The following is a 26,078-nucleotide window of genomic DNA, read 5'->3' as shown; positions in this document are numbered from 1 at the left end:
AATGAATGACTCATAAGTACTCGCGGCGTGCGCGTCAAAGTCAAATCCGGTAAGTTTCGGAAAGCCGTGTGGCAAAGAATTCGTCCGGCTCTGCGCGAAGCGGGCTAAAGATAAGGCGAAAAGAGCCAGAAAAAGGCGTCCCTCAGACGTACGGGCAGGGAACGTCCGGCAAGTTCCTGTCGGGTTATCGGGCGACTCCTGGCCATGATGGTGTCGAAATGCCGCGTCAACTGGATGGCCAGGTGCTGGTCCAGGACTTCCAGGGTCAGTTCGAAATTGAGCCGCAGGCTGCGGCTGTCCAGGTTGGCTGAGCCAAGGTGCACGTAGCAACCGTCCACGAGCATGAGCTTGGTGTGATTGAAGGGCGCGGGCTGGAAGGCGATGCTGATCCCGGCGCGTAGCAGTTCGTCGAGGATGTGGCTGCAAGCCCAGTGCACAAAGGGGATGTTGTTGCGGCCCGGCAGCAGGATCTCGACCGTGACCCCGCGGTAGCGGGCCGACATCAGGGCGCTCAGGAACGTGCGCGGGGGAAGGAAGTAGGGCGTCATGATCCTGATGCTCGTCGTCGCGGCGGAGATGATCCCGGTCAGCAGTGTCTTCAGATGATCTTCTTCGAAATTGGGTCCGTCGACAACGGTGCGGCACAGGCAGTCACCCGTCGGTTCCGTGAAGAGGACGGGCGGATGGATGCGTTCCTTGGTCGCGAAAAACCAGTCATCGACAAAGGTGTCCTGCAAAAGGTTCGCGACCGGACCGTGCACGATGAAATGCAGATCCTTGACCGGCCAGGGCGGATTGGCGCCAAGCACATGCTTCTGGCTTATGTTCATGCCGCCCGTGAAGCCAAGGCAACCGTCGACGACCAGGACCTTGCGGTGATTGCGCAGATTGAAGTGCAGGTCGGGCGGGAAAAGGCGAGGCGGGATGAAGAGGGCGTTTGGCACGTCTTTCTTCGCGAGCATCCGGGAGGCCCGGGGCCATGAGTACTTCTCGCCCACGCCATCGACGAGCACCCGCACGTCCACCCCACGATGCACGGCCCGGGCCAGGGCGTCGATGAATTTGAGGCCGAGGTTGTCGGTGTCGAGAATGTAGGTGGTCAGGTAGATGCTGTGCCTGGCGTCTTCCATGGCCCGCAGCATGACGGGATAGGCCTCGTCGCCGTTGAACAGGGGCTCGACGCAGTTGCCCCCGACCAGTGCCGTGCCGAGGATGTTGTGCCCGACGCGCTCCAGGCGCTGGAACGCGTGGTGCAAAACTGTGGGATTGATGGCCGCGCTCGGGTACGAAGGGACGGCCGGGGGAACGTTGGCGGCCAGGGCGTCGACCTCTTTGCGCATGCGCGAGGCGCTGCGTCGGACCCGGTTCACGCCGAAGAGGATGTACAGAATGGGGCCGGCCAGAGGAAAGGTCAGACAGACGCCGACCCAGCCCAGAGCCGAACGGGAGTCGCTTTTGCGCAGCAGGGCGTGACCGGCAGCGCCCAGTGCCAGGGCGGCCAGGAGCAGCAGGCCGAGCCAGTTCAGGACGTGCATGCCTCACTCACCAAGGGTAGAGTGGAAAAGCCGCGTGTGTCATTCATGCTCATCCTTTTTTCTGTCCGGGAGAGCTTGCCTGCTGCATTCCAGCGGGTCTCCCAGGCAGGAATTGAAGATGTCGAGGATGGCCTTGTCCAGATAGGATTCCTCCTTGTAGGTCAGGAAGGCGGAGTTGAAGGCCTTGGTCACGGCCGTGATCTTGCGGTAGGCAAGGTCGAGCCCTTCGCAATAGGCGTGCAGGGAAGACGAGGCGGCTGCCCATGTTGCCCTGGTATTTTCGGGCAGGGCGTTTGCGGTTTCGTCCAGGGTTTCGATCTCTTCCCGGATGCCGTCCTTGGCGTTGACGATGTGCATGAGGTGTGTGTTCAAATAGTGGCACATGCCTCCGGCGGCATTTCTGAGCACCCGGTTGCGCTGGTCTTCCATGGCCTGGGTGATGTTGTGCGCGATGCCTTCGTAGTAGAGCAGGTATCCGGAGTCATCGTTCTTGGCCCGGGCGGTGATGGCTACCTCGATGGATCTTCCGTCCTTGAGGCGGAATCGGATGTGCTTGTCCGTGACAAAACCCTCTTCGTTGATCTGGGCCAGCAGGTCGGCGCGTTCGGATAGATTCTCGTAAAAATCCCTGAGGTTGGAACTAAGGGCCTCCTCGCGACTGGAGAAGCCCAGCATCTGGATGCCGGCGTCGTTGATGTCGATGAAGGTGCCGTCCGGGGTCATGGAGTAGGCCATATCCTTGGTGCTCTGGAAAAAGTCGCGGTATTTTTCCTCGCTGCGCGTCAGGGCGTCCAGGGCCTCCTTTTGCTCGGTGATGTCGCGGATGACGTGGTCGAGGCGGCGCATGGACCTGGTGGTGCAATAGACCAGCTGTCCTTCGTCGTGCACCCATTTGATGCGTCCGTTGCTGCTGATGATGCGGTACTGCATTTCCCCGAATTCGTCGTCCACCAGGGCCCGGTAGTACTTGCTCACCGCCTCCCGATCCTCGGGATGAACGAAATGCATGAGCTGCATTTGTCCGGCGTTGAAGGCGCGTCTGGGGATGCCGTAGAGGGCTTCGGCGGCAGGGTTGATGGCCAGGATGGAATGATCCGTGGGAGAAATGGAAACGACCACGTCATTCAGGGCGTGCAGGATGCTTTCCAGCCTGTCTTTCACGCGCTGAAGCTCGATGCGGGTCTTGCGGCGCTCGGTGATGTTCGTGATGGCAGCCAGAATGGCTGGCGCGCCTCCGCAATCGACCACGGTCAGCTTCATCTCCACGATGGCGTCCTCGCCGGGCCGTGAGATGGAAAACTCGATCCGGTCCGAGAGGTCGGAGGTGTAGAGCTTGTCAACGCAGTGCCGAAGAACGCGATTCTGGTCTTCGGGAATGACAAAGTCGGCAAACGGCTTGCCCAGAAGCCCTTCCAGATCGGTGCCGACGATTTCGCAAAACGCGCCGTTGGTGAAGACGATGTTGCCTTCACGCAGGATGAGCACACCGTCGTTGATGTGTCTGACAATGCCCTGGTAGTCGATGCTGTCCAGGCAGACATTCAGCAAATTCGCTTCTTCGAAACAAGATCCGTTCATGCCCCGTGCTCCTGATTCCCGACGGATTCATCGTTTTCGGTTGCCGTCGTTCCTCTCTCAATATGCATTTTGACCCGAGCAGGGCCAGCAATTTTTTGCCAACCCCCGGTTTGTGGGGATTTCATCGGGTTTGGCCGCAGGCGCTGGCGGCCGCTGACGAACGGGGTGCGGAACACGCACTTCAATCATGCTCGTGCTCGACGAAGATCAGGGCGCTCGTGTCGAAGCCGCGTGCGGCGGCCTTGGCCACGAGTTCGCGCCTGAGCGCGTCATCCAGACGCTTCTCCCTGGCCAGTATCCATAGATAGGATGTGTCCGGCCCGCTGACCACGGCGTGGCTGTAGCCTTCGTGATCAAGTTCAAAGATCACGTAGGCGCCGTAGAATGGTCCGAAAAAGGAGACCTTGAGGAATCCCGTTTGCGGGTTCTCGACGAAAAACGCCTTTCCTTCGGCTTGTTCCCATTTTCCAGTCAAGGTGTTGTAGCCTCGATTGACGACCCGAACCCCGCCATCCTCACGCAGGCTGTATTCGGCGCTCACGCGGCTCAGACCCCGCTCGAAGGAGTGATCCAGACGCGCGATCTCATACCAGGTGCCAAGGTAACGCTCCAGCTGGAAATTTCCGACGGGGCGCACTGTGTCCGGCATGCCTACGCATCCGCCAAGTAGCAGGGCGAGAATCGCGACGAGTGTCTTCATGTTTCCTCCAGGGGCCGTATTTTGAACGAAAAGGCGAAAATCTTTTTACCAACGTGGAGAACTTCCCCCGGCATTGGGGGTGATGTCAATTGTGACGTGCATTTTGGATACGCAGTCGTTCGTATTTTTTTTAAACAAATTGCGTTCAACCTGTACGAAGATGCAACACTGAGTGGGTGGGTTCTTTACGATGAGTGGGATTGAATGTAAGTGCCAGTATTAGCCGCACTGGGCGGGTCGCATCAACTCAAGCCCCGGAATGTCATGATCAAAAAAATATTCATCGCCATCTTGCTTGTGGCCGTCGTGGCCGGTGTCCTTGCCGGAATCAAGGCCATGCAGATCAGGGCCATGATCGCCCAGGGAGAATCGTTCTTCATGCCTCCGGCCGTGGTTTCCTCCGTGAACGCCAGTTCCGCCCTTTGGGACACGGTTTTCACCGCCGTGGGTTCCGTCACCGCCGTGCAAGGCGTGACCATGACCGCCGAGATTCCGGGCAAGGTCGTGCGCATCGATTTCGAGTCCGGGGACCGGGTCAAAGCTGGGGATGTGCTCGTACAGCTCGACATTTCCGAGGAGGCGGCCCGGTTGCGGGCTCTGGAGGCCACGGAAAATCTGGCCCGTCTCAACCTGCGACGCATCGAGTCTTTGGTGGCCCAACGCTCCACGGCCAAGTCCGAATATGACGCGGCCCTGGCCGAGCACCGTCAGATTCTGGCCCAGATGGATGCGCTAAGGGCCGTCATCGCCAAAAAGACCATCCGTGCGCCTTTTCAGGGAGCCCTTGGTATTCGCCAGATCAACCTGGGGCAGAATCTCGGGGACTCGGACGTCATTGTCTCCTTGCAACACCTGGACCGGGTGCACGTCGAATTTGCCCTGCCGCAGCAGCAGGTCGGGGCGGTCCTGCCCGGGGCCACGGTGCGTGTGACCAGCGATGCCCTTCCGGGACAAACCATCGAAGGGCGGCTCTCGGCCGTGGAACCGCTGGCCGACAGCGCCACGCGCACGGTGCGAATGCAGGCCGAACTGGCCAATTCCGAGGAGATTCTGCGGCCGGGCATGTTCGTCAATGTGGCCGTGGTCCTGCCGGAGAAGCGGGAACTGGTCCTGATTCCGGCCACGGCTGTGCTCTATGCCGCGTACAGTGACTCGGTTTTCATCGTCGAACCGGCGCAGGGGAACGGCACGGAAGGTCTTGTTCTCAGGCAGCAGTTCGTGACCCTGGGCGAGCGGCGCGGGGATTTCGTAGCCGTGGCCCGGGGGCTTGCGCCGGGTCAGACCGTGGTCAGCACCGGCGTCTTCAAGTATCGCAATGGGCAGTCCGTGGTCGTGGACAACTCTCTGGCCCCGGAATTCAACATATCCCCCACACCGGAAAATTCCTGATGCGGGCCGCCGGGAAAGAGCTCCGATACGGAACGACCTCATGAAATTCACCGACATCTTCATCCACCGCCCGGTCCTGGCCATCGTCGTCAGCCTGCTCATCGTCATTGCCGGGCTTCAGGCCGCCTTCACTCTCACGGTGCGGCAATATCCACGCAGCGAAAACGCCATGGTTTCGGTCAGCACGACCTATGTCGGGGCCAGCGCCGAACTCGTGCGCGGGTTCATCACCACGCCTTTGGAGCGGGCCATCGCGGCGGCCGACGGCATCGACTACATCCAGTCCGAGAGCGCGCAGAACCTCTCGACCATCAACGTGCGCCTCAAGCTCAACTACGATCCCATCAAGGCACTGTCCGAGATCAGCTCCAAGGTCGATCAGGTCCGGGGCGACCTGCCGCCCGAGGCCGAGGTGCCGATCATCAACGTGGAGTCGGCCGACAGCCAGTTCGCCTCGGCCTACCTGAGCTTCACCTCGCCCGATCTGGATCAGAATCAGATCACCGATTATCTCATGCGCGTGGTCCAGCCGCGTCTCTCGGCCCTGGAAGGGGTGCAGCGGGCCGACATCCTGGGCGCGCGTACCTTTGCCATGCGCATCTGGCTCAAGCCCGACCGCATGGCCGCGCTGAATGTCAGCCCTGCGGCCGTGCGCCAGGCCCTGGCCGCCAACAACTACCTTTCGGCCCTGGGGCAGACCAAGGGCCAGCTCATCCAGATCAACCTGACCGCTGACACGGACCTGCGCTCCGCCGAGGAGTTCCGCCGGCTCGCCATCCGTTCGCAGAACGGCGCGGTGGTTCGGCTTGACGACATCGCCGACGTGGTCCTGGGCGCCGAGGATTACGGCGCCGAGGTTCGCTTCACCGGGCAGACGGCCGTGTTCATCGGCGTCTGGCCGTTGCCCAATGCCAACTCCATCGAAGTGCTGGAGCTGGTGCAGGCCGAGATGAAGGAGATCCAGAAATCCCTGCCCTCGGGCATGGAGGGCAGGGTCGGGTACGACGCCACCGAGTACATCAACAACGCCCTGAAAGAGGTGCGCACCACGCTGGTGGAAACGTTGGCCATCGTCGTGGTCATCATTTTCCTTTTTCTGGGATCCGCGCGGTCCGTGCTCATTCCCATCGTGGCCATCCCCATCTCCCTCATCGGCGGCGTGTTTCTCATGCAGGTCTTCGGGTTTACGATCAACTTGCTGACTTTGCTCGCTTTCGTTCTCTCCGTTGGCGTGCTGGTGGATGATGTCATCGTCATCGTCGAGAATGTCTCAAGGCACCTGAGCGAGGGCAAGACGCCCCTTGAGGCGTCTCTCATCGGCGCGCGTGAGCTGGTGCGGCCCATCATCGCCATGAACGTGGTACTCATCGCCGTCTACGCGCCCATCGGATTGCAGGGCGGGCTGACGGGTTCGCTCTTCCGGGAGTTCGCCTTCACCCTGGCCGGCACCGTGGCCATGTCCGGGGTGGTGGCCTTGACGCTTTCGCCGTTCATGGCCTCGCGCATTCTCGTCGCGGGCATAGAGGAGCGGGGGTTGTCCGGGCGCATCTACCGCGACTTCAATCGGCTCAAGAATTTCTATGGTCGCCTCCTGGCCGGGACGCTCAGATCCCGGCCGGCAGTGTATCTGGTCTGGGTCCTGATCGCCGTGCTGACAGTGCCCATGTTCATGATGTCGTCCAAGGAACTCGCCCCGTCCGAGGACCAGGGCGTCATCTTCGGCATTCTCGATGCCTCGGCCGATGCATCCCTCGATCAGACGAGACAGTCCGCAGCGGCAGCCAATGATGTATTCATGAGTACGCCCGAGGCTGAATTCACGTTCCAGATCACCTTTCCTTCCAGCGGATTCGGCGGTTTGGTGGTCAAGCCGTGGGAACAGCGCGAGCGGACCGTCGCGCAGATCCTGCCCGAGGTGCAGGCCGGTCTGGCCGCCATTCCGGGCATCCGGATGTTCCCGGTCACCCCGGCGGCGCTGCCGGGCGGCGGAGATTTTCCCGTTGAGTTCATTATCGCGTCCACGGCCGACCCGGAGCAGATCCTGGCCTTCGCCGAACAGATCCAGCGCAAGGCCACCCAGAGCGGCATGTTCGCCTTTCCGCCGCTCATCGACGTGAAGATCGACAAGCCCCAGGCCGAGCTGATCATCGATCGCGACAAGGTCGCCGCCATGGGGCTGAGCCTCGCATCCGTGGGCTCAGACGTGTCGGCCATGCTCGGCGGGGCCTACGTCAACCGCTTCAATATCGACGGGCGCAGCTACAAGGTCATTCCCCAGGTCCAGCGCGTGGATCGCCTGACCCCCGATCAGCTGAAAAATATCCATGTGACCGGACCAAATGGCGAGCTTGTGCCCCTGTCCTCGATGGCGACCATCAAGAACACCACCGTGGCCCGTTCCCTGAACCGCTTCCAGCAGCTCAACGCCGTGAAGATCAGCGGCGTCGCGGTGCGCCCCCTGGACGAGGCCCTGCGGTTCCTTGAGGACGAGGCCGTGAAGATCCTGCCCCAGGGCTACGTTCTCGACTACACGGGCGACTCGCGTCAGTTGCGTACCGAGGGCAACACCTTTCTCTTCTCCTTCGGACTGGCCGTGGTGCTCATTTTCCTGACGCTCGCGGCGCAGTTCAACAGCTTCCGCGATCCCTTCATCATCCTGGCCGGGTCCGTGCCTCTGGGCATGTTCGGGGCGCTGGTCTTTACATTCCTGAAGATGCCCGACCCCAACGTCGCCTTCTGGACAGAAGGCTGGACCACGACCCTGAACATCTACTCCCAGGTCGGGCTGGTCACGCTGGTCGGGCTGGTGGCCAAGAACGGCATCCTCATCGTGGAGTTCGCCAACCAGCTCCAGCTCGGCGGCATGCCCAAGCTTAAGGCCGTGCACGAGGCATCCATGACCCGCTTGCGGCCCATCCTCATGACCGCCGGCTCGACCATCGCCGGGTTCTTTCCGCTGGTGCTCATCTCCGGCGCCGGGGCCGCTGCCCGGAACTCCATCGGGCTTGTCCTGGTGGGCGGCATGACCACCGGCACGCTCTTCACGCTCTTCGTCATCCCGTCCATCTACGTGCTGGTGGCCCGCGACCACTCCGTGGACAGGAAAAACGACGAGGTCTCCCTGCACCTTGAAGACGGGGGGCAGCCGGGGTGATGTCCCTTGCCCTCCTCGCCCTGGGCTGGGCAGTGTGGGGGGGCCTGCACAGCCTGCTCATCAGTCCGTCCTGGATGCGGCTGGTCTCGAACCGCTTTCCCCGGCTTTGTCCATGGTACCGGCTGGGCTATAACATCCTGGCGGTCCTGAGCATCCTCCCGCTGTTGTATTTCAAGGAGGCGCTGGCCGGTGACGCGCTCCTCGGTTGGGGCGGCGTCCTGGCCTTGCCGCGTTTTCTGCTGCTGGGCGCGGCCCTGTGGCTTTTCTGGGCCGGGGCCCGTGAATACGATCTGGGCGTGGTCGGAGGGCTGGCGCAGCTGCGGTCGAGCTGCTCCTTTGCCGGCAGCCCTTACGCCGAGGAGCTGCGCACGACGGGCATCCTGGAGCGTGTGCGCCACCCGTGGTACGGCGGGGCGCTCCTGCTCCTGTGGACTCGCACCGGAAACTTCGATGCGGCGGAGCTGGTCACGAGTCTGGTTTTGACCGGATACGTGCTGGTCGGCGCCTGGCTTGAGGAGCGCAAGCTCCTGCATGTTCACGGCCAGGCTTACCGGGATTACCAGCGTGGCACGCCCATGTTCTTTCCCTGGCCGCGTCGCGGGGATGGCAGGCGATGAAGCGCGTCTGGTGGTATCTCTCGGACTACATCAGTCACCGCAGGGCGGGTGAGGCCTACAGGAAATGTCTGGCGCTGGCCGGATTTGAGATCGTGGAGAGGCCCGAGGAGGCGGATCTGGCCGTACTGCATGATGATCCGATGAACTGGTCCGATATCCTGGATCGATACCCAGCCGCCCGCACGAAGCCCAAAGTCGGGTTTGCGGTCTGGGAAGGGCTTGCGTTGCCCGATGTCTATCGTGCGGGATTTGCATTGGTGGACGAGATCTGGACGGCGTCGGCGTTTTCCGCTGAAGCTCTCGGCCAGGGGCATGCCCGGGTGAAGGTGCTGCCGCATGTGGTCGAGCTTGCGACGTTTACGCCCGAGGACCTGGAGTGGGCGCGCACTCGCTTGGGTGTGCAGTCCAAGGGACGTTATTTTTTCAGCATTGTCGATGCGATCAATCCGCGCAAGAACCTCGATGCGTTGTTGCGGGTCTTTGCTCGATTGGCGCATTCCAATCCGGATGTATTTCTTGTTCTCAAGCAGTATCGGATGAGCGTGTCTTTCGGCGGGGGCGCGCAGATCGTGAGCATTGGGGAGAGCGTCAGCGATGCCCGCATGGCCGCCCTGCACTCGGGGGCTCTGGCCTATGTAGCCCCGCATCGGGGCGAGGCCTGGGGGTTGGGGCTCAGCGAAGCCATGAGTCACGGGGTGCCGGTTCTGGCCACGGGCTGGTCCGGGAATATGGAGTTCATGGACCAGCGCAACTCCGTGCCCTTGCGTTTTGAACTGGAGCCGGTGGGGGAGCGCATGTCGAGGATGCTGCCTCATTTTCGGCCCGAGATGCTATGGGCTCGGGTCGATGAGGAGCATTTGCTGCGGGAGATGCTGCGCCTGGTTCGGCGCGGCCCTGATCCGGGCATGTGCGAACGGGCCCGAGCCGTGGCCGAGAGATTTTCGCCCCGCCGTGTGTCCAGGATCCTAACCGGACTTATCCGCGAGTTCGAAGAGAGAGCAGGCTAGGTATCGACAAGGCCTTCCATTTGAAAAGCAGGCGGTGCAGATAACTGCCCAGGCCCCTGGGTCTGGAGAGTGTTCCGCGCCGCGCCGCCTGCGGGAAAAAGATCAGATCCAGCAGATGGATGGTGCGGGTATGTCGCGAAAGGGTCTGGACGCACCCCGCGCATGAGGTCAACACAAACCGTCCCTGGGCGCGCATCTTTACTTCCCCGGTCCAGTTTTCCGCGTAATCCGTTCGTAAAGGGGTGACGGCTCCGCCAGCTCCGCAACATGGTGCCAAGGCTCCGTCCTGCCTCGTCTTCTCCACATCCAGGCCCGATGCGCGGGCAACTCCCAGAATGTCTTCCTGAATCTTTTTTTCAAATCTCAAGGGGCACGGCGTGTGCACAATGGCCGTACCACGCTGCCGGGGGCGGTCTGCGGGAAGATTTTCGGCCAGCGTCTCGACCACGCTGCGCACCGCAAGTCCGTCTCCGTATTGGTCGAATATCTTGAAGCAGTTGGGGCAGGCCGTGAGTACCGTGCGCACTCCGCGCGACAGGAGCTTCTCGCGCAACGCGCCAAAACGCTTCTTGAAGAAGTCTTGCCGTCCAAAGTCGTGCGAAGGTTTGAAGCAGCAACCCAGAACCAGCCCCAGGGCCGGGTCGCTTGCGCGCAGGTGCTTGTAAAGGGCAAGGGCTGTGTCCGGGTGGGCGCCGGGAAAGGCGCAGCCGGGGAAAAGGACGGTGTGCCCCCCGGCAGGAAGCTTGAAAAGGCGGAACAGGGCGGAGGCTCCCACCGCTTCATAGTTCAGTATTGAACGGTATGGAGTCAGGCTGACTCGCCCTTCCTTCAGCGCGGCCCGGCGCATGGCCAGGAAAAAGTCGGGCAGGGCCAGGCCCAGGGGACAGGTGGCTTGGCACAATCCGCACAGGCTGCATTCATAGGCGCGGCCAAGTCCGGTGCCGCTTGCGAGCAGACGTTCGGCAAGCTCTCCGGGCGTGCCGTGCTCCTTAAGGAACGCGCAGCGGATCTGGCAGGCCAGACACCGCGTGCATTTTGAGGAAATGTTCCGGGCCAGCGTGAGCAGTTCTGGAGGCAGCTTCGGGATATTCATGGACCTACTGAAGGAAGTTCCTGATCCCCGTGAAGACAATCTGCGCAGCCATGGCCGAGAGGACAAGCCCCGTGATCTTGGTCATGACGGACAGGCCCACGGAGCCGAGCAGCTTTTTCAGGGGCCTGGCCGAACGCAGCAGCACTCCCACGGCCAGGCAGGAGCAGACCAGCGCTCCAGCGCCCACGGCTCGTTCTGCGGCACCGCCCAACTCCGCGCCGAGGATGAGCAGCGTGCCGATGGTGGCCGGGCCCACGGTGATGGGGATGGCCAGGGGCACCACGGCGAAATCCACGTCGGGAGCCGCCTCCTGTGCGGAGCGCTTGCCCGAGACCAGGGACACGGCCGAGAGGAACAGCAGGCTCCCCGCGCCGATGCGGAAACCGTCCAGGGTGATGCCCAGGGTGGAGAAGATTGGGTTTCCTGCGAAATAGAGGATAAGGCTTATGACCATGACGGCCATGGTGGTGCGGATGGCCACCTTGCGCTGCTCGGCCTTGGTCATGTGCTCGGTCATGGACAGGAACACGGTCAGGACGAAGAAGGGGGTGAGCAGAAAAAAGAGTTTCATGCTCAAACTGATGAAAAGGGTGATCATGGCTGTATCCATCTGCGCCGCAAGGCGCGGTTGTTCGTTTGGGTCACGGCCGGATGCCGGGACGAGCCGTCTTTAGAACCGGCGTCGAGGAAAGGCAATACCGGGAGAGACCCTAGAATCTTTATCCGCGCGTGGCCAGCAGAATGCCGCCGAGGATGCAGCCGGCGCTGGTAAGATGGATCAGCCCCATGGGCTCGCCAAGCAGCACAAAGGCCGAGAATCCGCTGAAAAGCGGCAGAGTGTAGTAGATGAGTCCGGCCAGGGACGGGCCGATGGAGGTCACGGCGCTGTTCCACATGGCGTAGGCGGCCAGGGACGCGCCGAGGCCGACGTAGAGGATGGCTCCTGCCGCGCCCAGGGTGATTGTCGGGAGTCCGTGAGTGAACACTTCCCATCCGGTCCAGGGGATCAGAAAAATGATGCCCGTGCCGAAAAGCGTCAGCAGAAACACGGACTGGCTCAGGCCGCCCGGGAAACGGCGCACCAGAATGCTGTAGGCTGCAAAGATCACGGCGGCCAGGCTCATCCACAGATCCCCGATGGAAAATTCCAGGTTGGTCAGGCGCTTTGGGTCGCCGCCGGTAATGAGCAACACGACTCCGGCCAGCGCAACGGCCAGACCGGTCATTTTCCGGACGGTCAGGCTTTCGCGCAGAAAGATGCGGGCCAGAAGAATGATGAACACCGGCGTGGACGTGGCGATGAGCGAAAGATTCAGTGCCGAGGTGGTGTGCGCGGCTTTGTAGAGCAGGGCGTTGAAGGTCGTGACGCCGAGGAGCGCCATGGGAATCATGGCCGGCATGCTTTGCTTGATGGCCGCGCGCTGTGACCATGCCGCGCGGCAGGCGAACGGCAAAAGGCCCAGAAAGGCCGTGGCCCAGCGAAGCAGGGACAGGGTGGCAGGTTCGATGCTCTGGTTCAGGCTGCGGGCCACGATGAAGTTGCCTGACCAGATGATGGTGGCGCCAAGGGCGAAGAGGATTCCTTGCAAGGAATTCGGAGGTGTTTGGTGCTTCATGTCGGACTCACGCCTTCTCCGTGCGGATGCACTGCACGAAGGCCAGGGATACAAGGCTCAGCACCGCGCCGCTGACGAAGGGGATGCGGTAATCCACCATCCAGAGCAGGCCGCCCGCGATTGGAATGATCACGGCCGCAATGTGGTTGATGGTGAACCCCACGGCCATGCTTGGAGCGATGTCGCGCGGGTCGGCGATCTTCTGGAAAAAGGAGCGGATGGCCATGGCGAAATTGTAGAAGATGTGGTCCAGAATGTAGAGGACGGCCACCAGGAGTTTGCTGTCGGTCAAGGCGTAGCCGAGAAAGATGAAGAGCAGGGCAGAGTACTCAAGGGTCAGCACCTTGCGTTCACCGAAGCGGTTCACGGCCCGGCCGATCATGGGGCTCAGAAAATAATTCACGGCGTTGTTGAGCATGAACAGCAGCGTGATCTCCGTGACCGTATATCCGAACTTCGAGACCATCAGGAACACGGCGAAAGCCACGAAAATCTGCCGCCGGGATCCGGACAAAAAGGTCAGCACGTAAAAAAGCCAGTAGCGGCGGCGCATGACCATGCTCTTGTGCTGCAACGGCAGGTCCGTGCGTGTGGGCTTGGCCAGCAGGAAGAGGCTGGCCGCCCCAATGATGAAGATGCCGAGCAGCATATACAGGGTCTGATAGGTGGCGTGGTTCACGGCCACCAGAAAGACGAGTCCGATGACGATATTGCCCGCCGAGCCCATCGCACGCAGACGGCCCATGACCACCGGGCTCTGGGTGACACTGAAGTATTGCAGGGTCAGGGATTGGCTCAAGGTCTCATAGTAGTGGAATCCGAAGGACATGATCAGGGTGGTCAGAACAAGACCGCCGAAGCTTGGCATCATGCCCGTCAGCATCAATCCCAGCCCCATGACCATCAGCGAGAGCACGGCCAGGCGATGCTCGCGCACGAAGAGCAGCAGGTAGATCACGAGCAGCGCCATAAAACCCGGCACCTCTCGCAGGCCCTGGATGACGCCCATCTGCTGGCCGGTTACCTGCGCGATTTCCACGGCGTAGTTGTTGAAAAGCGTGCGCCAGCCCTGGAAGCCGAGGGCGCTCAAAACGGCAAGCCCGAGGAGGAAGAGATACATGGGCCGGTTTTGCGGGGTGTTCATGGGCGTATATTCCGATGCGCCGTCAGGCGTGGATGGTTGTTCATTGCCGTGGAGATGACCTGAAGCCGCGCCTCATGGGGCGGGCGCATGGCCGACGGAACGGCATGAGACGGTTGGCGGCGGGTGTCAAGTTCGGGAGCGGGTGAATTTCCCGCCGGTTTGCCTTTGCCTCATGCATGCGGCACAATATGAAGTCCGCCGGCAGCCAAGCCGCCCGGGAAAACAGAGGAGATTCATAATGCAGGATGGCATGTACTGGCTGCGCCTCGTGGCCTACGACAAGTCCGAAGAAGGCGTGGCGGTCGTCAGGCAGGGGCTGGTGAACGGCGGCGGGCCTGGTTATGTCTGGCAGGGTCGCCTGATATCGGAGGATGGGACCGTGCGTGGGAATCTGGTCGTGCGCAAATGGAATCCGCAGACACCGCCGGACCTTGGCATGTTCAAGACGGCCAATCTGGGTATTGATGGCCGCCATGATGCATCAGCCCGCTCTTTTGAACTGGAAGGGCACGCGCATGGGCACCATGTGGTGCATCTGCACATCAGCGGGCATTGGCTCGGAGAATTGACGGATGGCGGCCTGTAACGGACGCCGAGGCAATCCTGTCGTTACGTGAAGTCCACCAGTTCCTCGCCTTTGCCCAGGTCCACGCTCGCCATCACCTCCGGGGTCCGGCTTATGACCTTGCCCCGGCGAATGACCCACAGCCGTGCCGGACGCAGGCGCAGAGCCTCGAGTTCGTTTGCCGCCTGCAGGATGACCATGTCGGCCTTGCAGCCGGGTTCAAGTCCGTAACCGTCCAGTCCCAGAGCCTTGGCGCCGTTGGTGGTCACCGCCGCGAACATTTTTTCAAGCCCTTCCGTTCCGGTCATGTGCAGGGCGTGCGCTCCCATGTGCGCCACTTCGAGCATGTCGTGGCTACCCATGGGGTACCACGGGTCCATGACGTCGTCGTGGCCGAAGGCGACGTTGATGCCCATGGCCATCAGTTCCGGCACGCGCATGAGACCCCTTCTCTTTGGATACGTGTCGTGCCGGCCCTGCAGGTTCATGTTCACCAGCGGGTTGCACACGCAGTGCATCCGCGCTTCCGCCATGAGCGGCATCAGCTTCGACACGTAATAATTGTCCATGGAATGCATGCTCGTCAGGTGCGACCCAGTGACCCGGCCGTGCAGCCCAAGCCGCTGCGTTTCTTGGGCCAGGCTCTCCACATGCCTTGAGAGTGGATCGTCGGATTCATCGCAGTGCATGTCCACCATGAGTCCCCGTTTCTCGGCCAGTTCGCACAGCACCCGTACCGACTCCCGCCCCTGATCCATGGTCCGCTCGAAATGCGGGATGCCGCCCACCACGTCCACGCCCTTGTCCAGCGCCCGTTCCAGCAGTTCCAACCCGCTTGGCGAACGAAGCACTCCGTCCTGAGGAAAGGCCACCAGCTGGATGTCCACGAAATCCTTCATCTCGTCGCGTACTTCCAGCAGCACATCCACGGCCATGAGGCTCGCGTCCGTGGTGTCCACATGCGTGCGGATGGCCAGGTTGCCTTTGGCCACGGACCAATGCAGCAGTTTCATGGCCCGGTCCTTGATCGCCTCGGCGTTAAGGTCGGGCTTGAGTTCGCCCCAGATGCGGATGCCTTCCAGCAGCGTGCCGGTCTCGTTCCTGCGTGGCAGCCCTGCGGACAGGGTCGCGTCCATGTGAAAATGGCTGTCCACGAAAGGCGCGGTGACAAGATATCCCTTGGCGTCAATGACCTCGGCAGCCTCGGCCTTGATGCTCGGTTCGACGGTAACAATCCGGCCGTCCTTGCAGCCGATTTCGGCCAGAGAATCCTGCCCGGGCAGGGCGGCGTTGATGATAAGCAGATCCAGCATTGTAATCACCTCGATTGAATAAGAATGCCTCCGGCGGACGGGATTCGTCCTCCGGGGAGATTATCCCCCTGACCCCTGACAGGGTCAAGGGGCGCGTCCCTTGCGGGGTGCGGGGCAGCGCTCCGCGTCTCTTCACCTTCCCTCTCTACCTCTCTCCCTTGCGGAAGGGAACCAGCAGCGCCTTGGGATAGGCGGCTTTGCGGGACATGACGATGAGGGCGAGAATGGAGCAGATGTATGGCAGCATCAGGTAAAACTGGTAGGGGATGCCGGTCATGGATTGCTGCTGGACGCGCATCTGGATGGCGTCGAAGGCGGCGAAGAGAAGCGCGCCGAGGAGCGCCTTGCCTGGCTTCCAGGAGGAGAAGACGACCAGCGCGATGCAGATCCAGCCGCGTCCGTTGACCATGCCGATGTAATAGGCGTCGAAGGCGGCCAGTGTCAGGAAGGCACCGCCAACAGCCATGAAGGCCGAGCCGACCATGACGGCGCCGGTGCGCAGGCCCAGGACCGAGAGGCCTTGCGCCTCGGCGGCCAGCGGGTGTTCGCCGACCATGCGCAGGGCCAGACCGAGCGGTGTGCGCAGCAGCACATAGGCGACGACGCCGACCAGGACGAAGGCCAGGAGCGTCAGCGCGGTCTGGCTGAAGAGGACCGGGCCGATGAAGGGCAGGGCGGAGAGCACTGGGATGTCCAGCGGCGCGAAGGGGGTGATCTTGGGCGGGGTGGTGACCTGGGGCAGGAGCATGCGGAAGACGAAGGAGCTTAAACTCGCGCCGAGCATGGTGATGCCAAGGCCCGTGACATGCTGGGAGAGGCCCAGATGCACGGTGAAGACCGCGTGCAGGAGACCGAGGCTCGCACCGACCATGGCGGCGAAGAGGACTCCGCCCCAGAGGGTTCCGCCGAGGAAGACCCAGGTCCAGCCGGACATGCATCCGGCGGCCATGATGCCCTCGATGCCGAGGTTCAGGACTCCGGCCCGTTCGCAGATCAGTTCGCCCATGGTGCCGAAGATGAGCGGGGTGGCCATGCGCACGGTGGCCAGCCAGAATCCGGTTTCGAGAAAAAGGGAGAGGATGTCCATGTTATTTCCAGCGGATGCGGTAGCGGGTCAGAAACATGGCCAGGAGCACCATGAGCAGGCTCACCGCCGTGGTCACGTCCGCGATGTAGTTGGAGATGGTGATGGCGCGGCTCATGGAATCGGCGCCGATGTAGATGACGGCGATGAAGATGGCCGAGAGCACCACTCCGAGGGGATGCAGGGCGGCCAGCATGGCCACGACGATGCCGGAATAGCCGAACCCCGGGGACAGATCGAGGGTCAGGTAGCCCTTCACGCCGCACAGTTCGCTGACTCCGGCCATGGCGGCCAGTCCGCCGCTCAGGAGCGCGGTGCGGATGATGGTGGCCTGTACCGGCATGCCCGCAAAGGTGCTGGCTTTGAGGCTCGCGCCGACGGCCCGGATTTCAAAGCCCCAGATGGTGAAGCGCATCATCCACCAGACCGCCAGGGCGCAGGCCAGGGCCAGGATGAACCCGAGGTGCAGGCTCGATTTGGGAACCAGGATGGGTAGCATGGCCTGATCGATGACGGGGGCGGCCTGGGGCCAGCCCATGGCCATGGGGTCTTTCCAGGGTCCGAATACCAGCCAGTTGACGACCAGCAGGACCACGAAATTGAGCAGCAGGGTGGTGACCACCTCGTCGGCCTTGAGGTGCGTCTTGAGCCAGGTCGGAATGAGCAGGAACAGGCCTCCGGCCAGGGCGCCGGACAGAAAGAGAAAGGGGATCATGAGCCATGCGGGCAGGGTGATCATGCCCGTGCCGACCCATGTGGCCATGCAGGCGCCGACATAGAACTGGCCTTCACCGCCAATGTTCCAGAGCTTGGCTCTGAAGGCCACGGCCGCAGCCAGCCCGGTGAAGATGAGCGGGGTGGCGCGGGTCAGGGTCTCGGTCAGGGCGAAGGTTGAACCCATGGCCCCCTTGATGAGGAGACGCCAGGCGCTCAAGGGGTCCGCCCCGGCCCAGAGGATGAGCCCGGAGCAGAGCAGCATGGCTCCGAGCACGGCCAGGAGCGGCGCGCCGACTTGCCAGCCGAGGGACACGGATTCGCGTGGTTCGAATCTCATGCGGCGCCCCGGTTTTCGAAGGTTTGCCCGCTCATCATGAGCCCGATTCTGGCCCGGTCCACGGTAGCCGTGTTTTCCGGAGCGGAAAGACGGCCCTGGTACATGACCTGGATGCGGTCGGAGAGTTGGAAGAGTTCGTCCAGGTCCTCGGAAATGAGGACCACTCCGGCCCCGCGCCGGGCAGCGTCCAGAAGGTGCTGGTGCACGGCGGCCGTGGCCCCGACATCAAGGCCCCAGGTCGGCTGGTTGGCCAGGATGAGGTGGGGCCCCTGCGACAGGACCCGGGCCAGGATGAGTTTTTGCATGTTTCCGCCGGAAAGTTTGCGCACCGGGGCGTCCTTGCCTGCGCAGCGAATGTCGAAAACCTCCATGAGCTGCGCGGCCCGGGACGACAGGGCCTTGAAATTGAGCATGCCGCGTCTGGAAAATCCGGGCAGGCGGTAGATCTCCGTGGACAGATTCTCCATGACCGTCATGTCCGCCACCAGGCCCGTTCCGGTGCGGTCGTCGGGCACGCGGCCGACGCCGGCGCGGATCATGGCCGCCGGGCTTGGGCGACTCACGGTCTGTCCGCGCAGCACCACGCTGCCCCCGCTCGGGGCGACAAGGCCGGACAAGAGGTCCGCCAGCAGCGCCTGACCGTTGCCGGAGACGCCCGCGATGCCGAGGACTTCGTGGGCCTTCACGGAAAGGCACAGTTCGCACAGGCCCGGTCCCCGGTCCGGGGCGGCGGCGCGGACGTGGTCCAGGAAAAGGACCTCCTCGCCGGGCGTGAGCTTGCCGCGTGTGGCCTTCGGGATGTTGGCTCCGACCATGGCCTTGGCCAGTTCTTCGGCGCTGGTCTGTCCGGTGGCGGTCTCAAGCACCACGCGGCCATGGCGCAGTACCACGCAGCGGTCGCTGGCGGCCATGACTTCGCGCAGCTTGTGGGTGATGAAGATGACGCTCAGCCCTTGCTCGACGAGGCTGCGCAGGGTGGCGAAGAGATGGTCGCTTTCCTGCGGAGTGAGCACGGCCGTGGGTTCGTCGAGGATGAGGATGCGCGCGTCCCGGTACATGACCTTCAGGATTTCGACCCGTTGCCGCTCGCCCACGGACAGGCCGCGCACCTTGGCGTGCGGATCCACGTGCAGTCTGAAGCGGTCCATGAGCGACCGCAGCTTGGCCAGGGCGCGTGCCGAGCCCCGGCGGAGCCCCCACAGGGATTCGGTGCCGAGCATGATGTTTTCGAGCACTGTCATGTTTCCGGCCAGGGTGAAGTGCTGGTGCACCATGCCCACGCCCGCTTCGAGCGCGGCCCTGGGCGAGCCAGGGGGCAGGGGTTTGCCCTGCACTTCCACGCTGCCGGCGTCGGCCACGTAGTGTCCGAAGAGGATGGACATGAGGGTGGTCTTGCCTGCGCCGTTTTCTCCGAGCAGGGCCAGCATTTCGCCTTGGGCCAGGGTCAGGGAGATGTCGTCGTTGGCTTTGAGCGCACCGAAATTCTTGGTTATGCCGGAAAGTTTCAGCAAAGGTGTGGTGGACATGATTGACCGGAAAAAGGAGGCCGAATGGTTTCGGCCCCCTTGGGATCAGAAGGTGGATTTGGGTTCGTCGTCGTTGATTTCGATGACCAGGGTTCCGGCCTTGATGGCGGCCTCGGCCTCGGCGACCTTGGCCTTGACGTCGGCGGGGACCTTGTCCTCGAAGTCGTGGAGGGGCGCCAGGGAGGCTCCGCCCTTGGCCATCATGGTCCATTCCCGGTAGTCCTCGGCGGCGAAGGTTCCGGCCTTGACCCGCTCGATGGCGTGGTTCAGGGCCGCTTCCATGTGCCACAGGGCGGAGGTCACGACCACGCCCTGGCCGTTTTCTTCCTTGTTCATGTCATTGACGTTGCCGAAGGCGACGATGCCCTTTTCGCGGGCTGCGTCGACCACGCCGGAGCGTTCGGCGTAGAGCACGTCCACGCCGGATTCGACCTGGGCGTAGGCGAATTCCTTGGCCTTTGGCGGATCGTACCAGGAGCCGATGAAGGAAACCTTGAACTGGACGGCCGGATTGACGGCCTTGGCGCCGGCCATGAAGGCGTGAAAGAGGCGGTTCACTTCGCCGATGGGGTAGCCGCCGACCATGCCGATTTTATCGGATTTGGTCATGGAGCCCGCGATCATGCCCATGAGGTAGCAGGGCTCGTGGATGTAGTTGTCGAAGACGGACAGGTTTGAGCCGTCGGGGCCGAAGGTGTCGCCCATGAGATAGGCTACGTTCGGGTAATCCTTGGCCACCTTACGCACATCGCGGGAGATGCCGAAGGCCTCGCCGACGATGAGTTGCACTCCGGCTTCGGAGTATTCGCGCAGGACGCGGATGTAGTCGGTGTTGGAGACTTTTTCGCTCCAGACATACTCGATTTCACCGGCCGCTTCGGCCTTTAAAAGCGCCTTGTGCAGGGTCGCATCCCATTTCTGCTGGATGGGCTGGGTGTAGATGCCCGCGACCTTGATTTTTTCGGCCATGGCCGTGGTGCCCATGAGCAATGCCAGGCCGAGCACGGCCAGGAACAGGGTACGTTTCATTTGTGTCCTCGTGTTTCAAAGTTGTGTGGAGAAGGGCCGGACCGGCAGAAGCAGTATGCATGCCAGAGCATTCCGGCAGGCATGGCGCGGTGTGCCTTCGGTCCGCACCCGGTCCGCGAAAGGTGAAAGACCGGACTTTGTGTCATACGGCTGATGCCCAATGGCGCAACTTTTGTCCATGAAAAAAGGGTGTGCGCTGCTCGGAACCGATCGATTTCGCAGGTATTCATGGATGGTACGGGCCGTACTTGGAAGCTATCATCATGGGTATGTTTCTGGACGACACGGCCATGCTGGTCATCGTCGCGCCGCTGTACATTCCGCTCATCATCGCTCTTGGATTCAACCCCATCTGGTACGGGGTGCTCTATACGGTGACCTGTCAGATCGCCTACATGACTTCGCCCTTTGGCTACAATCTCTTCCTGATGAAGGCCATGGCGCCAAAAGAGGTCATCCTGGTCGACATCTATGGTTCCATCGTGCCTTTCGTCACCCTGATGGTGATCGGCCTCGGTCTGATCATCGCATTTCCGCAGATCGCCCTCTACTTGCCGGAGCTGTACTTTCCCAAGTAACACATGCGCGAACACGGCCGGGAGGCTCCCTCCCGGCCATCAGCAAGGGGGAATGACATGACGCGAGGGATGGCTGGGATGTTTGAGAGGCCCGTGGGCAAACGTATTTTCAGAGGGGTGCGGCAGCCGGGGCCTGCCGGTGTTTTTCATGACAGCAACTCATCCATCGGGATGCTTTTTTTTCTTGGAGCGATGCTGCTCCTGGTCCCGGCCTCGTCCGGGTACGCCATGGATACGGCCTCGTTGCGGGCCATGGCGGGGCAGATGCTGCTGGTCGGCTTTCGCGGGACGGCGGTGAACAATGACTCGCCCATCCTGCGTGACATCCGGGAGTACAATTTGGGGGGTGTGATTCTCTTTGACCGCGACGTGCAGCTGAAAAGCACGGAGCGCAACATTCAAAGCCCCGAGCAGGTCAAGGCGCTGACCGCGAGCCTGCAGGCCAACGCCCGAACCACGCTGTTTGTAGCCGTGGACCAGGAAGGCGGAAAGGTGCGGCGCTTTCGGGAGGAACGGGGTTTTGCGCCGAGTCCCTCGGCCAAGGTCATGGGGCAGGGCAGTCCGGAGCAGACACGACTTGAAGGCGAACGGACCGGGAAGCTTCTGGCGGGCCTTGGCGTGAACCTGAATTTCGCACCCGTGGCGGATGTGGACGTCAATCCGCAAAGTCCAGCCATCGGAGCCCTGGAGCGCAGTTTTTCCGCTGATCCGGATCAGGTCGCGCTCCATGCCCATGCCTTCAGCCGGGGACTGCTCTCGCAAGGGGTGCTGCCCTGTCTCAAGCATTTTCCCGGGCACGGCAGCGCCACGGTGGATTCGCATCTAGGACTGACCGACATCAGCAAGACCTGGACCTCGGCAGAGCTGCGACCCTATGAGCTCCTGATTCCGCTGAAGGCCAGTCCCCTGATCATGACCGGACACCTCTTTTTGCGCCGGTTCGACGAGGTTCATCCGAGCACCCTGTCCAGGGCCGTGCTCACGGGGATTTTGCGGCAGCGACTCGGGTTCGAGGGCGTGATCGTTTCCGACGACATGCAGATGCGAGCCATTGCCGAGCATTATGGCCAGGCCGAAGCGATTCTCCTGGCTGTCGAGGCCGGGGTGGATATTCTGGTTTTCGGCAACAATCTGGACTACGACCCCGACATTGTGCCCAAGGCCGTCGATGTCCTGGTCAAGGCCGTGGAGGAGGGACGTCTCTCCGTCGAACGGATCGAGGCCTCGCATCGGCGCATTCAGGCCGCCAAGCAGCAGCTTCAGACCAGCCTTGCCTGGGGGCCGCAGGCACAGCCATGACCACGCCCGCGATTTGCGGGCGTGAAGAAAGACCAACGGCGCACGGCTTCGCCTTGCCCGACAGGACATGAAATGAAACGAACTTTGAAGGATGTGCTGGCCAAGGCCTCGCCCCTGCGCTCGGGCGACGTCCTGGCCGGAGTGGCGGCCGCCACGGAAGAGGAGCGGGTGCTGGCCCAGATGGAGCTGGCCGGGGTGCCCCTGACCCGCTTTCTGGAAGAACACGTCATCCCCTACGAGGAAGACGAGGTCACGCGGCTGATTATCGATACGCACGACCAGATGGCCTTTGCGCCCATCCGCAGCCTCACCGTGGGCGAGTTCCGGGACTGGCTCCTGACCGATGAGGCCGACAGCGATACGCTGGCCCGCCTGGCCCCGGGCGTGACACCGGAGATGGCCGCGGCCGTGTCCAAGCTCATGCGCCTGCAGGACCTGGTGCTGGTCGGCTCCAAGTGCCGGGTCACGACCCGCTTCCGGAACACCATCGGCCTGCCGGGCACCTTTTCGGTCCGCCTGCAGCCCAACCATCCCACCGATAACCTTTCGGGCATCGCGGCCTCGACCCTGGACGGCCTGTGCTACGGCTGCGGCGACGCGGTCATCGGCATCAACCCGGCCACGGACAGCCTGGACAACATCTGCCGCATCTCCGACATGCTGGGCGGGCTCATCGCCCGCTACGCCATCCCGACCCAGAGCTGCGTGCTGACCCACGTGACCACGACCATGGAGGCCATTGAACGCGGCGCGCCCGTGGACCTGTGCTTCCAGTCCATCGCCGGGACCGAGGCCGCCAACGCGAGCTTCGGCGTGCGGCTGTCCCTGCTGCAGGAGGCGCTGGAGGCCACGCGGTCCCTGGGGCGCGGCACGGTGGGGGACAACGTCATGTATTTCGAGACCGGCCAGGGCAGCGCCCTCTCGGCCGGGGCGCACCACGGTGTCGATCAGCAGACCTTGGAGGCCCGCGCCTACGCCGTGGCCCGCCGGTTCGAGCCGCTGCTGGTCAACACGGTGGTCGGGTTCATCGGGCCCGAGTATCTGCTGAACGGCAAGCAGATCACCCGCGCGGGGCTGGAGGACCATTTCTGCGGCAAGCTCCTGGGACTGCCCATGGGCGTGGACGTCTGCCATACCAACCACGCCGAGGCCGACCAGGACGACATGGACGCCCTCTTGACCCTTCTTGGCGCGGCGGGCTGCACCTTCGTCATGGGCGTGCCCGGGGCCGACGACATCATGCTCAACTACCAGTCCACGTCCTTTCACGACGCCGCCTACCTGCGCAAGCTCCTGGGCCGCAGACCCGCGCCGGAGTTCGCGGCCTGGCTTGAGTCTTCGGGCGTGATGGACGGGGACGGACGTCTCGTGCCCATCGAAAAAAGCAACCGTCTGCTGGGCCTGCCGGGCGCCATACGGGAGGACTCATGAGCGATCGGACCACGGCGCCCGTTACGGTTTGCGCAGACCCCTGGGCGGAACTCAAACGTTTTACAGCGGCCCGCATCGCCGTCGGGCGGAGCGGGTCGAGCCTGCCCCTGGCCGAGAGCCTGGCCTTCAGGCTCGATCACGCCCGGGCCCGCGACGCCGTGCACACCCCGTTCCGACGGGCGGAGCTGGCTGAGAGCCTGCGCGGGGCGGGCATCGCCTGCGTCGAACTTGAGTCGGGAGTGGGCGGACGGGAAGAATACCTGACCCGGCCCGACAAGGGCCGGCGTTTGAGCGAGAAGTCGGTTGCGGTTCTGCAGGGGCTGGACAAGGGCTTCGACATCTGTCTGGCGGTGGGCGACGGCCTCTCGGCCCGGGCTATCCACGAGAACGCCCCGGATTTCGTGTCGGCCTGCGTACGCATGTTCGTGCAGGCCGGCTTCAGCGTGGCCCCGGTCTGTCTGGTGGAAAACGCACGCGTGGCCGTGGCCGACGAGATCGGAGAAATCCTGCGGGCCCGGCTGTCCGTCATTCTCATTGGCGAACGCCCGGGTCTGTCTTCGCCCAACTCCATGGGCGTCTACCTGACCATGAGCCCCCGCACGGGCACCACGGACGAGGCCCGCAACTGCATCTCCAACGTGCGCGATGGCGGTTTGAGCCTGGTGGAGGGCGTGCGCAAGCTCGGGTATCTGGTGGAGGAGGCTTTCCGGCTCGGATTGAGCGGGGTGGGACTCAAGGACAGGATGGCGGCGGGGCATCTGCCCTTCGGTCTTTCGGAGTCGGCGATTACGGGCGGGATGCCGAAAAGTTGAGGGGGACAGGGCAGGATCAGGCTGCGCCGGTTAGCGCTCGGGCAACTCCGTGCCCCGATTCATGATTTTGATATACTCCGCGTAGCTGAACAGTCGGTTGCGTTTCCGGGCCGTGAGTTCCCTGACGATGCCGAGTCGTTCCAGATGCCCAAGGGCCTTGTTGACGGTGGCGGCCGTGAGGCCTGTTTTTTTCGTCAGCCAGTTCGAGGTGGCGATGGGGTGTTCCATCATCGCCCGGTGTACTTGCAAGGTGGACGCGGCGGCGCGGCCGAGGCTGCCGATGGCGTCGCGGTCGGCGGCGGCGACGCTGTGGAGCTGGCGGGCCGTTTCCACGGCCTGCCCCGCAGTGACGATGACGGCTTCAGCGAAGAAGTCGAGCCAGGCTTCCCAGTCGCCCGTCAGGCGGACGGCGTTGAGCAGTTCGTAGTAGCGGCTGCGGTGGGCCTTGAAGAAGAGGCTGAGATAGAGCAAAGGCTCCCGCAGGACTTTCCCGTCGCACAGCAGCAGGGTGATGAGCAGGCGGCCCAGACGCCCGTTGCCGTCGAGAAACGGGTGGATCGTTTCGAACTGCACGTGGGCCAGGGCGGCCTTGACGAGGGGCGGCGTCGGCTCCGGGCGGTCATGCAGAAAAAGCTCCAGGCTGCCCATGCAGTCCAGGATTTTTTCGGGCGGCGGGGGTACGAAGGCCGCGTTGCCAGGCCTGGTGCCGCCGATCCAGTTCTGGCTGCGCCTGAACTCCCCGGGCGCCTGATGGTTGCCCCGCCCTTTGCTCAGCAGTACGCCGTGAATTTCCCGCAACAGCCGTAGCGAAAGCGGGAGCCCTTCCGCCAGCAGTATCAGGCCGTGGGCCAGGGCGGCGGCATAGTTGCTGACCTCCTGCACGTCATCCAGGGGCACGCCCGGCTCCTGCTCCAGTTCGAACAGCAGCAGGTCCGCCAGCGACGACTGGGTGCCTTCGATCATCGAGGACAGCACCGCCTCCTTGCGCACGTACATGTACAGGAACAGCGCCGTGTCCGGCAGCAGTTCCGAGACGCTGTCCAGGCGGCCCAGCGCCAGCAGCGCTTCGTCGAACCTGCCGCGCAGCTCCGGCGTCCAGTCGATGGGTGGCCGTGGCGGGAGCGGCGCGGGGACAAAGGCCCTGACCTTTTCGCCGACCGTGGTCGTGGTCACGTATCTGCCCTGAAGGGAGCGTTTCATCCGGTTGCTATCCTCAAATAAGAATGCTCGTTATTTTACGTTAATAGATAAACGTAAAATAACGAGCGAAGAGAGGAAAGGCAAGGGGGGAATTTCGGTGCATCTCCCTTGCCTGCACAACGACAGAGGGGTGGCTGCGGCGAAGGCCATGGGGGCCATGACTCCGATCGGCAGAACGAGGCAAGGTGTCCAGATGCGCACGCTCAGATACCTCCGTACGTGTTTTGCAGAAAATGTGACGCCATGGACTGCGACTAGCACCGGATTACGTTGCCTGTAAGGTGTTCGTCTTTTTATGCCTGTTGGGAATTGTTGTGTGCAGACAGATTAGTACATTTCTGCCGAACAGATGGC

Annotated in this window: 22 protein-coding genes; 9 read left to right on the top strand and 13 right to left on the bottom strand. The window is 62.7% G+C overall.

Annotated features, from left to right (window positions below):
- Positions 1-104 precede the first annotated feature (104 nt).
- From BMZ40_RS05075 to BMZ40_RS05065, 3 genes are all read right to left on the bottom strand, one after another.
- Positions 105-1,535, bottom strand: a complete 1,431-nt coding sequence (locus tag BMZ40_RS05075; protein WP_092373034.1) for a phospholipase D-like domain-containing protein — start codon at positions 1,533-1,535, stop codon at positions 105-107.
- Positions 1,536-1,574: 39 nt separating this feature from the next.
- Positions 1,575-3,113 carry a PAS domain-containing protein gene (locus BMZ40_RS05070; RefSeq protein ID WP_092373033.1) on the bottom strand — a complete coding sequence of 513 codons (1,539 nt, stop codon included), beginning with the start codon at positions 3,111-3,113 and terminating at the stop codon, positions 1,575-1,577.
- A gap of 181 nt (positions 3,114-3,294) precedes the next feature.
- A complete protein-coding gene (locus BMZ40_RS05065; RefSeq protein WP_092373032.1) occupies positions 3,295-3,813 on the bottom strand; it encodes a lipocalin family protein in 519 nt (172 codons plus the stop codon).
- 264 nt (positions 3,814-4,077) lie between these two features.
- On the opposite strand from BMZ40_RS05065, the gene BMZ40_RS05060 reads away from it, so the two are divergent.
- From BMZ40_RS05060 to BMZ40_RS05045, 4 genes are read left to right on the top strand one after another with little or no spacing between them, the layout of a single operon-like run.
- On the top strand, positions 4,078-5,202 hold the full coding sequence (locus BMZ40_RS05060; protein ID WP_092373031.1) for an efflux RND transporter periplasmic adaptor subunit: 1,125 nt from the start codon (positions 4,078-4,080) through the stop codon (positions 5,200-5,202).
- 40 nt (positions 5,203-5,242) lie between these two features.
- Entirely contained in the window at positions 5,243-8,356 is a 3,114-nt protein-coding gene (locus BMZ40_RS05055) for an efflux RND transporter permease subunit (RefSeq protein WP_092373030.1), read from the top strand.
- Positions 8,356-8,973, top strand: coding sequence for a methyltransferase family protein (locus BMZ40_RS05050; RefSeq protein WP_092373029.1), 618 nt, complete (start codon positions 8,356-8,358; stop codon positions 8,971-8,973). The genes BMZ40_RS05055 and BMZ40_RS05050 overlap by 1 nt, the downstream gene beginning before the upstream one ends.
- A complete protein-coding gene (locus BMZ40_RS05045; protein WP_092373028.1) occupies positions 8,970-9,980 on the top strand; it encodes a glycosyltransferase in 1,011 nt (336 codons plus the stop codon). Before BMZ40_RS05050 ends, BMZ40_RS05045 begins: the two co-directional genes overlap by 4 nt.
- On the opposite strand, the gene BMZ40_RS05040 is transcribed toward BMZ40_RS05045, so the two are convergent.
- From BMZ40_RS05040 to BMZ40_RS05025, 4 genes are all read right to left on the bottom strand, one after another.
- Positions 9,949-11,073 carry a (Fe-S)-binding protein gene (locus tag BMZ40_RS05040; protein ID WP_092373027.1) on the bottom strand — a complete coding sequence of 375 codons (1,125 nt, stop codon included), beginning with the start codon at positions 11,071-11,073 and terminating at the stop codon, positions 9,949-9,951. The two genes, BMZ40_RS05045 and BMZ40_RS05040, sit on opposite strands and share 32 nt — an antisense overlap.
- 4 nt (positions 11,074-11,077) lie before the next feature.
- The gene (locus BMZ40_RS05035; RefSeq protein ID WP_092373026.1) at positions 11,078-11,671 is read right to left on the bottom strand and encodes a MarC family protein; all 594 of its coding nucleotides are present in this window, start codon (positions 11,669-11,671) and stop codon (positions 11,078-11,080) included.
- A 121-nt stretch (positions 11,672-11,792) separates the two neighbouring features.
- Complete coding sequence (locus BMZ40_RS05030) at positions 11,793-12,689, bottom strand: DMT family transporter (RefSeq protein WP_092373025.1); 897 nt, start codon at positions 12,687-12,689, stop codon at positions 11,793-11,795.
- Positions 12,690-12,696: 7 nt separating this feature from the next.
- On the bottom strand, positions 12,697-13,833 hold the full coding sequence (locus tag BMZ40_RS05025) for an MFS transporter (protein ID WP_092373024.1): 1,137 nt from the start codon (positions 13,831-13,833) through the stop codon (positions 12,697-12,699).
- Between the two features lie 238 nt (positions 13,834-14,071).
- Here BMZ40_RS05025 and BMZ40_RS05020 point away from each other — a divergent pair, with 238 nt between their 5' ends.
- Complete coding sequence (locus BMZ40_RS05020) at positions 14,072-14,419, top strand: GrlR family regulatory protein (protein ID WP_177193025.1); 348 nt, start codon at positions 14,072-14,074, stop codon at positions 14,417-14,419.
- A 23-nt stretch (positions 14,420-14,442) separates the two neighbouring features.
- Here the strand turns inward: BMZ40_RS05020 and BMZ40_RS05015 are convergent, their stop codons facing one another.
- The 5 genes from BMZ40_RS05015 to BMZ40_RS04995 all read right to left on the bottom strand — a co-directional run bounded on the left by BMZ40_RS05015 (position 14,443) and on the right by BMZ40_RS04995 (position 20,404).
- On the bottom strand, positions 14,443-15,711 hold the full coding sequence (locus BMZ40_RS05015) for an amidohydrolase family protein (protein ID WP_092373022.1): 1,269 nt from the start codon (positions 15,709-15,711) through the stop codon (positions 14,443-14,445).
- 145 nt (positions 15,712-15,856) lie between these two features.
- Complete coding sequence (locus tag BMZ40_RS05010; protein ID WP_092373021.1) at positions 15,857-16,798, bottom strand: ABC transporter permease; 942 nt, start codon at positions 16,796-16,798, stop codon at positions 15,857-15,859.
- Between the two features lies 1 nt (position 16,799).
- Positions 16,800-17,849: an ABC transporter permease gene (locus BMZ40_RS05005; protein WP_092373020.1), complete on the bottom strand. Its 1,050-nt coding sequence runs from the start codon at positions 17,847-17,849 to the stop codon at positions 16,800-16,802.
- Positions 17,846-19,375, bottom strand: a complete 1,530-nt coding sequence (locus BMZ40_RS05000; protein WP_092373019.1) for an ABC transporter ATP-binding protein — start codon at positions 19,373-19,375, stop codon at positions 17,846-17,848. Before BMZ40_RS05000 ends, BMZ40_RS05005 begins: the two co-directional genes overlap by 4 nt.
- Positions 19,376-19,420: 45 nt before the next feature.
- Complete coding sequence (locus tag BMZ40_RS04995) at positions 19,421-20,404, bottom strand: BMP family protein (RefSeq protein ID WP_092373018.1); 984 nt, start codon at positions 20,402-20,404, stop codon at positions 19,421-19,423.
- A gap of 263 nt (positions 20,405-20,667) precedes the next feature.
- Here BMZ40_RS04995 and BMZ40_RS04990 point away from each other — a divergent pair, with 263 nt between their 5' ends.
- From BMZ40_RS04990 to eutC, 4 genes are all read left to right on the top strand, one after another.
- Positions 20,668-20,982, top strand: coding sequence for a TRAP transporter large permease subunit (locus BMZ40_RS04990; protein ID WP_245751030.1), 315 nt, complete (start codon positions 20,668-20,670; stop codon positions 20,980-20,982).
- Between the two features lie 93 nt (positions 20,983-21,075).
- A complete protein-coding gene (locus BMZ40_RS04985; RefSeq protein WP_245751029.1) occupies positions 21,076-22,281 on the top strand; it encodes a glycoside hydrolase family 3 protein in 1,206 nt (401 codons plus the stop codon).
- A 72-nt stretch (positions 22,282-22,353) separates the two neighbouring features.
- A complete protein-coding gene (locus BMZ40_RS04980) occupies positions 22,354-23,712 on the top strand; it encodes an ethanolamine ammonia-lyase subunit EutB (protein ID WP_092373017.1) in 1,359 nt (452 codons plus the stop codon).
- Entirely contained in the window at positions 23,709-24,524 is an 816-nt protein-coding gene (gene eutC / locus BMZ40_RS04975; RefSeq protein WP_092373016.1) for an ethanolamine ammonia-lyase subunit EutC, read from the top strand. Before BMZ40_RS04980 ends, eutC begins: the two co-directional genes overlap by 4 nt.
- A 30-nt stretch (positions 24,525-24,554) precedes the next feature.
- Here the strand turns inward: eutC and BMZ40_RS04970 are convergent, their stop codons facing one another.
- Entirely contained in the window at positions 24,555-25,724 is a 1,170-nt protein-coding gene (locus BMZ40_RS04970; RefSeq protein ID WP_092373015.1) for a Fic family protein, read from the bottom strand.
- Positions 25,725-26,078: the final 354 nt, after the last annotated feature.

It is taken from the genome of Desulfomicrobium apsheronum (assembly GCF_900114115.1).
Taxonomy (GTDB): Bacteria; Desulfobacterota; Desulfovibrionia; order Desulfovibrionales; family Desulfomicrobiaceae; genus Desulfomicrobium; species Desulfomicrobium apsheronum.
This window is presented reverse-complemented; position numbering and strand designations above follow the sequence as displayed.